At 70.9% G+C, this 12,321-nt stretch carries 12 protein-coding genes and 1 tRNA gene; 8 read left to right on the top strand and 5 right to left on the bottom strand.

All coding sequences use genetic code 11. The features are described 5' to 3' along the window. Window positions 1-135 precede the first annotated feature (135 nt). The 3 genes from ACFVS6_RS01900 to ACFVS6_RS01910 form a co-directional block, all read right to left on the bottom strand. Window positions 136-1,110, bottom strand: a complete 975-nt coding sequence (locus ACFVS6_RS01900) for a DUF5926 family protein (protein WP_389699971.1) — start codon at window positions 1,108-1,110, stop codon at window positions 136-138. A 232-nt stretch (window positions 1,111-1,342) separates the two neighbouring features. Beyond that, entirely contained in the window at window positions 1,343-1,945 is a 603-nt protein-coding gene (locus ACFVS6_RS01905) for an ATP-binding protein (RefSeq protein ID WP_389699972.1), read from the bottom strand. Window positions 1,946-2,029: 84 nt separating this feature from the next. Next, a complete protein-coding gene (locus ACFVS6_RS01910) occupies window positions 2,030-2,830 on the bottom strand; it encodes a glycerophosphodiester phosphodiesterase (protein WP_388891519.1) in 801 nt (266 codons plus the stop codon). A 268-nt stretch (window positions 2,831-3,098) separates the two neighbouring features. Between ACFVS6_RS01910 and ACFVS6_RS01915 the strand changes: the two genes are divergently transcribed. The 6 genes from ACFVS6_RS01915 (at window position 3,099) to ACFVS6_RS01940 (ending at window position 8,812) form a co-directional block, all read left to right on the top strand. Next, window positions 3,099-4,634, top strand: a complete 1,536-nt coding sequence (locus tag ACFVS6_RS01915; protein WP_389699973.1) for a S1C family serine protease — start codon at window positions 3,099-3,101, stop codon at window positions 4,632-4,634. Between the two features lie 117 nt (window positions 4,635-4,751). Beyond that, window positions 4,752-5,657, top strand: coding sequence for a LysR substrate-binding domain-containing protein (locus ACFVS6_RS01920; RefSeq protein WP_389699974.1), 906 nt, complete (start codon window positions 4,752-4,754; stop codon window positions 5,655-5,657). A 99-nt stretch (window positions 5,658-5,756) separates the two neighbouring features. Beyond that, a complete protein-coding gene (locus tag ACFVS6_RS01925) occupies window positions 5,757-6,314 on the top strand; it encodes a cysteine dioxygenase (RefSeq protein ID WP_389699975.1) in 558 nt (185 codons plus the stop codon). Beyond that, window positions 6,314-7,393, top strand: coding sequence for a YeiH family protein (locus tag ACFVS6_RS01930; RefSeq protein ID WP_389699976.1), 1,080 nt, complete (start codon window positions 6,314-6,316; stop codon window positions 7,391-7,393). Before ACFVS6_RS01925 ends, ACFVS6_RS01930 begins: the two co-directional genes overlap by 1 nt. 272 nt (window positions 7,394-7,665) lie before the next feature. Beyond that, window positions 7,666-8,649 (top strand): peptidase, encoded by a 984-nt coding sequence (locus ACFVS6_RS01935; protein WP_389699977.1) that lies wholly within the window; start codon window positions 7,666-7,668, stop codon window positions 8,647-8,649. A gap of 73 nt (window positions 8,650-8,722) precedes the next feature. Then, a tRNA-Ser gene (locus ACFVS6_RS01940) sits at window positions 8,723-8,812 on the top strand. A 341-nt stretch (window positions 8,813-9,153) separates the two neighbouring features. On the opposite strand, the gene ACFVS6_RS01945 is transcribed toward ACFVS6_RS01940, so the two are convergent. Both ACFVS6_RS01945 and ACFVS6_RS01950 read right to left on the bottom strand, forming a co-directional pair. Beyond that, window positions 9,154-9,585 carry a hypothetical protein gene (locus tag ACFVS6_RS01945; protein WP_389699978.1) on the bottom strand — a complete coding sequence of 144 codons (432 nt, stop codon included), beginning with the start codon at window positions 9,583-9,585 and terminating at the stop codon, window positions 9,154-9,156. 40 nt (window positions 9,586-9,625) lie between these two features. Next, window positions 9,626-10,054 carry a GNAT family N-acetyltransferase gene (locus tag ACFVS6_RS01950; RefSeq protein ID WP_389699979.1) on the bottom strand — a complete coding sequence of 143 codons (429 nt, stop codon included), beginning with the start codon at window positions 10,052-10,054 and terminating at the stop codon, window positions 9,626-9,628. Window positions 10,055-10,252: 198 nt separating this feature from the next. Here ACFVS6_RS01950 and ACFVS6_RS01955 point away from each other — a divergent pair, with 198 nt between their 5' ends. Both ACFVS6_RS01955 and ACFVS6_RS01960 read left to right on the top strand, forming a co-directional pair. Beyond that, window positions 10,253-10,654 carry a DUF6344 domain-containing protein gene (locus ACFVS6_RS01955; RefSeq protein WP_389699980.1) on the top strand — a complete coding sequence of 134 codons (402 nt, stop codon included), beginning with the start codon at window positions 10,253-10,255 and terminating at the stop codon, window positions 10,652-10,654. Window positions 10,655-11,885: 1,231 nt separating this feature from the next. Then, window positions 11,886-12,194, top strand: coding sequence for a hypothetical protein (locus tag ACFVS6_RS01960; protein WP_389699981.1), 309 nt, complete (start codon window positions 11,886-11,888; stop codon window positions 12,192-12,194). The last annotated feature ends 127 nt before the right edge of the window (window positions 12,195-12,321 follow it).

Below are 12,321 nucleotides of genomic sequence, written 5' to 3' on the forward strand. Positions count from 1 at the left end.
ACCAGCGACCGGGCTACAAGAACGGTAACAAGAGATCGCCTGTTCGCAAATTCGATCTCTGATATTCAGACACCGATTTGCAGGCGATTAGAGGGAGTTGCGGTCGCCATCACGGCTCCCGCGCGGCCCGGGACGTCAGCTGAGCGTCACCTGGCGGTTCGTGAGGCCACCGCGTGCGCGGCGCTCCTCGGCGGTGAGCGGGGCGTCCGCGGACAGGGCCGTGGCGAGGCGCTCGGCGAACTCGGCCGCCGGCTTCTCCACGTCGTCGGCGGAGACCCCGGTGGGCAGGTCCCAGACGGGGACGACGAGGCCGTGCGCCCGGAAGGAGCCCACGAGTTTGGTGCCCTCGCCGAGCGAGGAGGTGCCCGCGGCGTGCAGTCGCGCCAGCGCGTCGAGCAGCTTCTCCTCGGGGTGGGGCATGACCCAGCGCAGGTGGTTCTTGTCCGGGGTCTCGCACCAGTAGGCCGCGTCGACGCCCTCCAGCTTGACCGTCGGGATGGCGGCCGCGTTGGCGCGTTCCAGCGAGGCGGCGATCTCCGGGGAGGAGGTCTGGGCGCTTTCCGACTCCGGAATCCAGAATTCGAAGCCGCTGTGCACAACCGGCTCGAAAACGCCGTCCGGGTCCAGCAGATCCTGCAGGCGGGTGCCCTCGGCCGGAACTCGACGGGCCGGAACCGGCGTTCCCGGGTCCGCCACGAGCGCGCGCTCCAGGGTGTCGGCCATGTCGCGGGCCAGGTCACCGGTGGTCGAGTCGTTCTGCAGGCCGAGCAGGACGGAGCCGTCCTCGCGGCGCAGGGCCGGCCACGCCATGGGCAGTACGGTCACCAGCGTGACGGACGGGACGCCCTCGGGCAGTCCGTCCTTGAGGGTCAGCGGGATCGTGGCCGCGGGCACGAGCTCGCGCAGCGCCACCCAGTCGCATTCGCCGGGCAGCCCCTCGAAGGGACGCTGCACGTGCTCGGTGACGGCGTGCGCGGCGGCCGCGCCGTGGCAGGCCTTGTAGCGGCGACCGGATCCGCAGGGACAGGGCTCGCGCGCGCCCACAACCGGGATCTCCCCGTTGTTGAGCTGCGGCTTCGCGGTCTTCGCGGCGGGGCGCTTCTTGGCCATCGTGGGTGTCTCCCGGTTGCGGCGGTACGGCGGTCTCTCTGGTCGCGAGCCTAGCCGTTCGTACCGCCGGAACCGGTGGGGTGCGGCCGGGAGCACGGTCGGCGTGCGCTCCCGGACGGCCGCCCGCGCGGATGACCGAGTACTGCGGGGATCGATGCGGATGGTGCGCGGGACGCGGGACGCGGGACGGTGCGGATGGTCGGTGCGGACGGTCCCGTTCGCGGGATCCCCGTCACGGATCCAGATCGTCGAAGGCCGATGCGAAGCCGATCGCCGGGGCAGTGACGCGCGTAGCGAAATCGTCGTGCCGCGCCCCACGGGCAACGATGACCCACACGGTGACCTCGCCCGCGGCCCCGTCCCGGACGCCCCAGTCCTGGGCCAGGGCGCTGATGATGTTCAGCCCTCTACCGCCGCGGGCGGTGACCGAGGGCGTGGACGGAACCGGGCGGGTGGGACCGCCGCCGTCCGTGACCTCGACCGTCAGTCGTCCCGCCTTGTCGACGCGCCACGCGGCGCGTATTTCCCCGTCGCCGATCTCCCGCGAACCCAGGGGCCGGCCGTGTCGGCAGGCATTGCTGAGCAGTTCGGAAAGGATCAGTACGGCATCGTCCACGACTGATTCGGACAGGCCGCTGATGCGAAGTTGTTCGCGCATGCGGTGTCTCGCCTTGCCCACGCCCGCCGGACCATGGGACACGTCCATGCACGAAGACGTGGGCACTTCTTGTGCCATCACCAACGCCACCCCCGGTACCTCCTTAGCCCCACGCCATGATCTGGATGCCCCAATGGCCTGGACCGGAAACCGCCACAACCGGGTCCTCCGACGCATTCATGACCACCGATCGCGGAGCGGATGCGCCGGAGCACACCCCGTCACGGACGGGTCGCCTGTGATGGTGGGCAAATAGGGACGTCAGCGTCCCAGTTGTGACAGAACCTGACGGGGTCTGTTCGTGATGATTGCTTCCACGCCCAGGTCAGCGCACAGCTGAACGTCTTCGGGTTCGTTCACGGTCCATACGTGTACGGAGTGCCCCGCGGTCTGGAGCTTGCGGATGAACCCGGGGTGGCTGCGCACGATCCGCATGCCGGGTCCGGCGATCCGGACCCCGGCGGGCAGTCGGCCGTCGCGCATCCGGGGCGAGATGAACTGCATCAGGTACACGGTCGGGATCGTCGGGGCGGCGGACCGGACCCGGTGCAGGGAGCGGGCGGAGAAGCTCATGACCCGGACCGGGTGGGGGCCGTCGGCGGGCGGGGCGTCCAGGCCGAAGCGCTTGAGCAGGAAGAGGAGGCGCTCCTCCACCTGTCCGGCCCAGCGGGTGGGGTGCTTCGTCTCGATCGCCAGCTGGACCGGCCGGCCGGCGTCGGACACCAGCTCCAGCAGCCTCTCCAAGGTCAGGACGGAGGTGCGCTCGGGATCGGAGTCCCAGTCGGGGGACTCCTCGCGGTCCTTCCAGGATCCGAAGTCGAGGGCGGTGAGGTCGGCCAGCTCCAGGGCCGAGACGGCGCCGCGACCGTTCGACGTACGGTTCACCCGGCGGTCGTGGACCAGGACCAGATGGCCGTCGGCGGTCAGCCGGATGTCGCATTCGAGGGCGTCGGCGCCGTCCTCGATGGCCTTCCGGTAGGCGGCCAGGGTGTGCTCGGGGGCATCCTCCGAGGCGCCGCGGTGGGCGACGACCTGGATGGGGCGCGGCGTTGCGTGGGTCACCCGGTCATGGTGCCATCGTGGCGCACCCGCGCGTCGGGGCGAGTCCTGGGGATGCGCCCGAAATGTCAGGGATAAAGGATGGGGCGCAGACGCACAGGTCCGGCTTACAGTGCTCTGACGGGTCATGGGAAAGGCTTCACCCTGGAACTTGTGCGGCGCGTCGAACGTTTAGTCGGACCGATGTCGGGTCGATATCGCCAGATATTTCCAACAGCTGTGCCAGCCGTATAAGCCGTGTGTAAGCCGTGTGTGACGAGGAGAGAGCGCTGTGAGCACCGAGAACGAGGGCACCGCGGCCCCGACGCCCCCCGCGGCCCCGTCCGCACCTCCCGTGCCGGTGGCCGCTTCCACGCCCGACGCGGCTCCGGCCGACCGGATCCCCGGGACCCCGGCCGAGCCGGCCCCGGGCGTCGAGCGGACCCAGCAGCTTCCGCCGACCGCGCCGCCGGCGCCGCCGCAGGCCCCGGACCACGCGCCGGCCGCCCCCGTGGACCCGGCCGCGCCCGCCCAGGGCTACGCCCAGGCGCCGCCTTACGGGCAGCCCGCCCGCACGGCCGCGTACGGCGCCGAGGGCTGGCCGCCTCCCCCGCCCGCGGTTCCCGCGTACGGGGCCGCTGGCCACGGCGGCGGCGGTTGGGGCGCGCCGCTCGGCACCGACGGAACCCCTCCCCCCAAGCCCAAGGGCAAGGGCGGCCTGATCGCGGGCGTGCTCGTCGCGGCCCTGCTCGCCGGCGGCGTCGGCGGCGGCATCGGGTACTGGGCGGCCGAGCGGAGCGAAAGCGGCTCCGGTTCGACGACGATCAGCGCGAGCACCCCCAAGGACCTCAAGCGGGACTCCGGCTCGATCGCCGGCCTCGCCGCCGCGTCGCTGCCCAGCGTCGTCACCATCGAGGCATCGTCCTCGTCCTCGGCGGGGGACGGCGAGGGCGGCACCGGCACCGGCTTCGTCTACGACCAGCAGGGCCACATCCTCACGAACAACCACGTGGTCGCCTCCGCCGCGAACGGCGGCAAGGTCTCCGCGATCTTCTCCGACGGCAAGAAGTACGAGGCCGAGGTGATCGGCCGGGCCCAGGGCTACGACGTCGCCGTCCTGAAGCTGAAGAACCCGCCCGCCGGCCTCAAGCCGCTCGCGCTCGGGGACTCCGACAAGGTGGCCGTCGGCGACGCGACCATCGCGATCGGCGCACCGTTCGGCCTGTCGAACACGGTCACCACCGGCATCGTCAGCGCCAAGAACCGTCCGGTGGCTTCCGGCGACGGCTCCGGCAGCAAGAACTCGTACATGAGCGCCCTGCAGACGGACGCCTCGATCAACCCGGGCAACTCCGGCGGTCCGCTGCTCGACGGCCGCGGCGCCGTGATCGGCATCAACTCGGCGATCCAGTCCGCGGGCAACGGCGGCTTCGGTGGCGGCCAGGCCGGTTCGATCGGCCTCGGCTTCGCCATCCCGATCAACCAGGCCAAGAACGTCGCCGAGTCGCTGATCAAGACGGGCAAGCCGGTCTACCCGGTGATCTCGGTCTCCGTCGACCTCCAGGCGAAGGCCGACGGCGCGAAGGTCTCCGAGCAGGGCGCCCCCGCCAACGAGCTCGTCGACCCGAACGGCCCGGCCGGCAAGGCGGGCCTCAAGCCCGGCGACCTCATCACCGAGTTCGGCGGCAAGCCCGTCGACAGCGGCCCGACCCTGATCAGCATGATCTGGACGTACAAGCCCGGCGACACCGTGAAGCTCACCTACCAGCGCGACGGCAAGCCCACCACGGTCGACATCACGCTCGGCTCGCGCGTCGGCGACAAGTAGCGCGCGGATCGCGCCGGTGGACCTCGGGTCGACGGGGCGATGAGACAGGCTTGATGGCAGGGGCCGTGGGCGGGATTCCGCTTACGGCCCCTCCCAACATCCGCTTATGCTTCGGTCGTGTTCGATTCACGGCACATACGGACATTCCATGAAGTGGTCGCCGCCGGGTCCTACTCGGCGGCCGCGCGCGTCCTCGGGTACACGCAGCCTGCGATCACCCAGCAGATGAAGGCGCTCGAACGCGCCGTGGGCACACCGCTGTTCACCCGGGTCGGCCGGAGGATGAAACTCACCGAGGCCGGTGAGTCCCTGGCCCGCCACGCCGAGTCCATCCTGGGCAGCCTCTCGGCCGCCGAGGCCCAGCTGAAGGCCTACACGCGCCTGCGCACCGGCCGCGTACGCGTCTGCGGCTTTCCCAGCGCCAACGCCACCCTCGTCCCGGAAGCCCTCAGCCAACTCGCCAAGGACCACCCCGGCGTACAGGTCGAACTGCTCGAAGGGGAACCGCCCGAGTCGCTGCGCCGGCTCCAGCGCGGCGAGTGCGACATCACCCTGGCCTTCACCTATCCGGGCCTGCACGAGGAGATTCCCGAGGACGTCGCCGAGGTCAGGCTGCTGGAGGACCAGCTGACGGTCCTGCTTCCGACCGGGCACCCGCTGGCCCGCCGCCGGGCCGTCCACCTCGGCGATCTCGCCGAGGAACGCTGGATCGCCGGTTGCCCGCGCTGCCAGGCGAACCTGCTGCACGAATGCGCGGAGCTGGGCTTCGTCCCCGACATACGGTTCGCGACCGACGACAACCTCGTGGTCCAGAGCCTCGTCGCACAGGGCCTGGGCGTGGCCATGATGCCCGCGCTGGTGCTGCCCTCGCTCTCGCTCAACCGGGTCTGCGGGCGCGTGCTCCAGCCGGCGGCCCGCCGACACATCGCCGCCTACGTGTACCGCGACCACTTGAGGATCCCGGCGACGGCCGTGGTGCTGGACGCGCTGAAGCAGGCGGCGTCGAACCGCGTCGGCTGCTGATCCGGCGGAGCCGACCCTGCCCAACCCATAAGCGGAGCTTGGGTTTTCAGGGCAGAACTGGCGTTGGACGTGATGGACGGCCGGGCGGACGCTGCTCGTATGACCACCACCACGCCGGCCCGAACGACCGCGAGGATGGCCGCCCTCGTCAGTGAGATACGCAGGGTCGTGGACCGGGGCCTGGCCCCCGACCTGACCGCCTACCTGGTCGGAGAACGGCTCGCCCCCCACCTGGGCACCCCCGACCTGCTCACCGAGGGGCAGCGCGAAGGCCACCCCGACCGGTACCGGCAGCACATCCTGCACACCGAACCGGACGGCAGCTTCTCGGTCGTCGCCCTGGTGTGGCTGCCCGGCCAGGAGACCTCCATCCACGACCACGTCTCCTGGTGCGTCGCCGGGGTCCACGAGGGCGCGGAGAGCGAGATCCGCTACCGGCTCGCCCCGGCGGCGTCCCCGACGGCGCCCGCGCGGCTGGTGGCGACCGAGCAGGTGGTCAACGGCCAGGGCGACGTGTGCGGCTTCGCCCCGCCCGGCGACATCCACAAGGTCCGCAACTCCTGTCGTACGACGGCGATCTCCCTGCACGTCTACGGCGCCGACGTGGCCCGGCTGGGCAGCAGTGTCCGCCGGGTCTACCCGGAGCCGGTGGACTGATGGCACTGCTGAACCGCACCCCGCACCGGCCGGAGCGGGTGCGGCTGCTCGATGTTTCACGTGAAACACCCCGCGTTTCACGTGAAACACCCCGCTCCTGGCCGGGGTTGATCCTGGCCGCGGCCGGCGCTCTGGTGGCCTGGGGCGTGCACCTGCTGGTCCCGGCGGTGCCGATGCTCACCGCCGCCGTCGTGCTGGGCATCGCCGTCGCCCACCTCCCCGGTCTGCGGACCGTCGTACGGGGCCCCGCCCGCCCCGGTCTGTCCCTGGCGGGCCGGCGACTGATGCGGATCGGCATCGTCCTGCTCGGCCTGGGCCTGGGCCTCGACCAGGTGGTCAGGCTGGGCTGGGCGACCGTACTGATGGTGACCGGCGTCGTCGCGGCCACCTTCTTCGGCACGCTCTGGCTGGGCCGCCGCCTCGGACTCCCCGGCGACCAACCCCTGTTGATCGCCACCGGCTACTCGATCTGCGGCGCCTCGGCGATCGGCGCGGTGAGCCAGGTCTCCGGCAGCGACGAGGAGGACGTCGCCTCCTCGGTGGCCCTCGTCACCCTCTGCGGAACCCTCGCCATCGCCGTTCTGCCGCTGCTCCAAGGTCCGTTGGGCCTCTCCGACCCGGCCTTCGGCCGGTGGGTGGGCGCCAGCGTCCACGACGTCGGGCAGGTCGTGGCGACGGCGCAGACGGCGAGCCCCGGCGCGCTCGGCGAGGCCGTCCTGGTCAAGCTGATGCGGGTGGCCCTGCTGGCACCGCTGGTGGCCGCCGTGGCCCTGTCGCTACGGGCCCGCCGACGCGGGGTGCGCACTCCCTCGGGCCGCAGGCCCGCCCCGGTGCCGCTGTTCGTGGCCGGCTTCCTGGCCGCGGCCGCGCTGCGCGCCACGGGCGTGCTGCCCGACGCCGCGCTGGAGTGGGCGCACACGGCCCAGGAGGCGCTGCTGGCGGCCGCCCTGTTCGGCCTCGGGAGCGCCGTGCACCTACCGACACTGGCCAGGACGGGCGGGCGCGCCGCGGTGCTGGGGCTGGGGGCGTGGGTGATGGTGGCGGGGGTCTCGTACGTGGGGGTCCTGCTCACCGTATGAGGCGTCGGAACAAGCGGAGTTGGCCATTTCGTGGCCGGAACCGACCGAACGTTCAGACTGCCCGCTGACTTCTCGCGGCCCCCGTGCGACTCTGCCCCGGCCATCGCACGGCAGCACGGCGGATCCCAACAGCCGATCCGTACAACTGATCCGCACAGCTGATCCGCTGATCCGCACCGACAGATCCGCACCGACAGATCCGCACCGACAGAGCTCTTCACCCCCACCCTGCCCGGGCCGGACCGGTCCGGGCACGGCAGAAGGAGTCCTGCGTGAATCGTCATCGCACGGCGGCGTCCGTCCTCCTCGCCGCGGGCACCCTGCTCGCGGGGGCCCTGACGGCGGCCACCCCCTCGGCCGCCGCGGAACCGTCGCCCTCCTCGTTCCGGCAGCAGCACAGCCAGGGGTTCTGGACCGCGGAGCGGATGCGGCAGGCCGCCCCGCTCGACGTCACGGCCGCTCCCGGCGCCGTCCGGACGGCGCTCCCGACCTCCGGCCCGCCCACCCTCGTGGCCCCGACGGCCGCCTCCACCCCGACCGCCGCCCCGACCTCCGTCGCCGCCGCCCCCGCGGCGTTCCCGCAGCCGGGCGGCGCCTGGACGGGTGGCGGGGCGGTCGTGAAGACCTCCGGCCGGGTCTTCTTCACCATGGGCGGCCGGACCGCGTCCTGCTCCGGCGACTCGATCGCGAGCGCCAACGGCAGCACGGTCATCACCGCCGGCCACTGCGTGAAGTACCAGGGCGCCTGGCACACCAACTGGGTCTTCGTGCCCGCCTACGACAACGGCAACGCGCCTTACGGCCAGTGGTCCGCGACGAAGACCTTCGCCACGGACCAGTGGGCGGCGAGCGAGGACATGAACATGGACGTCGGTCTCGCCGTCGTCGCCCCGCTGAACGGCCAGAAGCTCAGCCAGGTCGTCGGAGCCCAGGGCATCCTCTTCAACGGGGGCTACAACAAGAAGATGTACTCCTTCGGCTTCCCCGCCGCCGCGCCCTACGACGGCTCCAAGCTCGTCCACTGCAGCGGGAACAGCGGCAAGGACTTCCTCCTCACCAAGGACCACGGCCTCGGCTGCAACATGACCGGTGGCTCCAGCGGAGGCCCCTGGTTCCAGGACTTCAACGAGGCGACCGGCCTCGGCACCCAGGTGTCGGTGAACAGCTTCGGCTACGTCTTCTTCCCGAACCGCATGTTCGGCCCCTACTTCGGCAACGAGGCCAAGGCCGCCTACGACAAGGCCCAGACGGCCTGACCCGACCGACTCCCCACCCCGCCCGGAACACCCACCCCACCCACCCCCACATCCCGGTACTCTGTACCGGCCAGGTGGGTTGCCCGAGCGGCCTAAGGGAACGGTCTTGAAAACCGTCGTGGCAGCGATGTCACCGTGGGTTCAAATCCCACACCCACCGCCAGTTCAGTGAAGCAGCAGGTCAGAGGGCGTGATCCCGTTCAGGGGTCACGCCCTCTCCGCTCGCGCTGTTCCTACCGCGCGGGGACGGTCGCAGGAGCGGCTGATGTTCGAGGACTCCGCCCTGCGTGAGTTCCTCCGAGGCGCGGCACGGCAACCGCACCTCGTCGATGACGTCCTTCGTCTCCAGGTCACTCTTTTCCGATCAGCCAAGCCGAACAGTGCTTCCAGGAGCGGCCCGGATCGGCCAGACGGTGGCGCGGTCACCGGGTCGGGGTAACGCGTGCGCGGAGTTCCTCGGGTTGCCGGGCGGACTCGGGGGTGCGGTGGTGGTGATCAGCCCGGCTAGCGCTCGTAGTCCTGGGCGAGGTCGGTCCAGGGGAGGGCGAGGAGAGAGGGGGCGGCCGTGTCGCCGGAGGGGATCGCGGGCTCGTCCTGGAGCCAGACCACGGTGAGCGCCGAGTAGAAGGAGACGTCGCTGTGGGCCGGGTCGACGGGTTCCGAGGTGAGCAGGGCGATGACGGCCACCGGGGGCAGCGTCTCGACCGGGCCGAAGGCCCCGGCGGGGAGGTCCGGGAGGTCCCGACGGGGCGGAACGACGTGGACCGGGTGGTCGGGGAAGGCTCGCGTGGCCTGGTGGAGCAGGGCGCTGAGCTTCATGTCGTTCAGGCGGGAGAACGGGTAGCCCTCCAGCATGTCGCCGTACGTCGAGGTGAGGCGGATGTCGGCGATCACGGCCGCACGCCCGGACGTGAGGTTGAGGCGGGTGAGGGACACGGTCGACGTCCTGGTGGTGGCGGGGTGGGCGGGCGGGTCGTCAGCGGTTGCGGGGGAGGCCGAAGCCGGCCATTTCCTTCTCCTCATAGGAGAGGAAGCCCAGGTCGCGGTAGAAGGCGTGGCTGACCTTGCCCTCGGGGGACGCCGCGTGGTCGGTGGAGAGGAGGAAGAAGCGGCAGTGCCGGTACCGCTCCTTCAGTGCTTCGAGCAGCGCGCGGCCTATGCCCTTGCGGTGGTGGGCGGGGTCGACGAGCAGGTCCTGGACGTAGCAGACGTGCTCGTCGTCGGAGATGGTCCGGGTCAGGCCCATGAGGCGTCCCGACTCGTCCCGGGCCGTCAGGACGAGGTGCGAGTTGGCCACGCCGCGGCGCAGACGCTCCGGGTCCGAGGTGTAGCCCTCCCACTCGACGGAGTCGTAGAGGGCGAGCAACTCCCCTGCGTCGAAAGAGGTTTCCTGCTTGATGATCATGCTTTTCCCCTGTCCCGTCGGGTGTCCGGCGCCGGTCTTTCCATGATCTTGTCAGATGTGGATTGGTGCCTTTTGGGCCTTTCGAGTGGTGTTTGTCGGAAGATCGGCGCGCGTTGTGGGGGCCGTCCGGTTGCGACCACATCATGACGAATGTATTCAGATCCATCCGTCGGAACATCGCGAAATGAGGCGCTCGTCATGAACAACCGCAGCACCGTCACGTCGATCTGGACCACCGTCCTCGCCGCTCTGGTGGCGCTCCTCGGCCTCCTCGGCCTCGCCTCGAAGACGGCCCCGGTGGCCGCCGCCGCGGTTGCCGCTCCCGCGGTCCCCGCCGTGCGCCGGCCGGCGGTGGTGGCGCGCCGGACGTGGCGGGCGATGATGCGGGGAGGTTCGCTCCCGCCGACCATCAAGCAGCGGATCCGCGCCGAGGCCCACGGCAAGACCCCGTCCGTCCGCCGCTCCACCACTGCTGCCGCACTTGCCGGGAACGCCGGTACCGCCGTCGGAAACGAGCCGGCCGTGACGGTGCCTTCCGGTCCGGTCGCCGTGACGCCGCGTCGTGCCGCGGGTCGGGGGCAGCTGGGGCTGGCGGCGTAGAGGAGTTCGTTCGCCGCTGTGAGCTCGGGAACGGTCCCGAGAGTGGGAGCGGATGTGTGAGAGCCCGTGGGAGCAGGCGCCGCGGAAAAAGTTCGCCGAAGAGGTGCGAACGATGGACGTAGGGCCGGTGTCGGACGACCGCTGGTCGTAGGGCCGGAAGCAGTGGGACCCGCGGAGTAGTGGGATCCGCGAAGCAGTGGCACTTGAAGTAGTAGGCCTTGAACCAGTGGGACCCGAACCGGTGGGACCCGAACCGGTGGGACCCGGAGTTGCGGGACCCGAAGCGGTACGGCCTGGAGCAACGGATCCGGAACTTGTGGAGCCGTACGCGACAGGCGCACGAGCAGGAGTATCGGCAGCAGGAACGCTGTCAGGCGGATTGCCGCCGGCGGGGCCGCACGTCGTGGCTCGGAACCGGTGGGCGTGGCCGACGTGACGGCGTGCAGGACGCAGCATGCGGACGCAGCACGCGGACGAAGCGGGCAGCACGACGTACGCAGGACGACGTGCGCGCGGCGAAGTGCGCGAGGTGAAGGCATGGGGCGACGTGCGCGAGGTGGCGTGCGTGAGGCGTAAGCCGTGAAGCGAAGGGTGATGAAGGCGGACGGACTTGTGAACGGCCAAGCGCGAAGGCGTGGGGTCAGGGCGCAAGACTCAAGGGCGTAGGCCGTGACGACGCAGGCCGTGACGACGTAAGCCGTGACGACGTAGGCAGTGGCGACACGCAAGGCGTGGCAACGCGAAGTGCCGAGCGCAGCAACGTACGGCGTGGGAACGCGAGGCGCTTGAGCCCGGTCGGGTGTGGCCGTGGATCGCGTCGCGAGGTGCCCCGGTGGTGGGGCACGGTTGTTCTGCCCCGGCGGGCGCCGGGGGCGTGCAGGGGGCGTGAAGCTTGGTATCGCAGGGTCGCATGCCCGGGAGACGGTGGGGTTCCCGGACGGCGCGGCCTTCTTTGGCATGTCCGGGGTGTGGGGGTTTGGCGTAACGCTTCGCCTGTTGCGCGGCAAGGGTTTCGCCGGGGGGGCGGGGCGCTGAGCTGGGGCGTCGGCGGCGCGAACGGGGTTTATCCGGGGTTGCTCATGCTTGCGGGGGAATCGGGGGCTGCGGGGTGGTTCGCCGGGGATTCGGTGGGCAACTCTGGTCTCGCGACGTCGTCAGCACACGGAACGAACGAGGCGGTCGGCCAACTGCCCCGTAGTACACCCGACTTCGGTTTCTGGAGGATTCAGACATGGCAAGCATCCGTACCGCCCGCGTCATCGCCGCCGTCGCCGCTCTCCCCCTTGCCGTCGCCCTCTGCGGCGGGGTGGCCTCGGCCGACAACGGCGCCTTCGCGAACGACGGATCGAATGCGAGCATCGCGAGCATCATCGGCAGCGGTGTGGGCGGCAACAACCACGGCAACTCCTCCACCTCGCAGCAGGTGGCCACCGGCTCCGGTGCGTCGAACCAGAACAACACCGCACAGGTCAACGGTTCGGCCTTCACGGCGATCCACCAGGCCAACTCGAACATCGCGGTGAACTTCTTCCCCTGGTGACAGTGGTCCCCCCGGCCGCGCAGGCGGCAGCGCACCTTTGAGGGCGCCCGTACCACCGGACCGGCTGGGGTCCGGTGGTACGGGCGCTCCCGCATGCCCCGGCGCCACCCCCTCGGCTCCCGACCTT

The sequence above is a fragment of the Streptomyces sp. NPDC057939 genome (assembly GCF_042887545.1).
Lineage (GTDB): Bacteria > Actinomycetota > Actinomycetes > Streptomycetales > Streptomycetaceae > Streptomyces.

Bases quoted from the DNA above. Each gene is read 5' to 3' on its own strand.
- ACFVS6_RS01905 (WP_389699972.1), bottom strand. From the start codon at position 1,945: ATGCGTCGGAGGACCCGGTTGTGGCGGTTTCCGGTCCAGGCCATTGGG.
- ACFVS6_RS01955 (WP_389699980.1), top strand. From the start codon at position 10,253: ATGAACAACCGCAGCACCGTCACGTCGATCTGGACCACCGTCCTCGCC.
- ACFVS6_RS01900 (WP_389699971.1), bottom strand. From the start codon at position 1,110: ATGGCCAAGAAGCGCCCCGCCGCGAAGACCGCGAAGCCGCAGCTCAAC.
- ACFVS6_RS01930 (WP_389699976.1), top strand. From the start codon at position 6,314: ATGGCACTGCTGAACCGCACCCCGCACCGGCCGGAGCGGGTGCGGCTG.
- ACFVS6_RS01925 (WP_389699975.1), top strand. From the start codon at position 5,757: ATGACCACCACCACGCCGGCCCGAACGACCGCGAGGATGGCCGCCCTC.
- ACFVS6_RS01950 (WP_389699979.1), bottom strand. From the start codon at position 10,054: ATGATCATCAAGCAGGAAACCTCTTTCGACGCAGGGGAGTTGCTCGCC.
- ACFVS6_RS01960 (WP_389699981.1), top strand. From the start codon at position 11,886: ATGGCAAGCATCCGTACCGCCCGCGTCATCGCCGCCGTCGCCGCTCTC.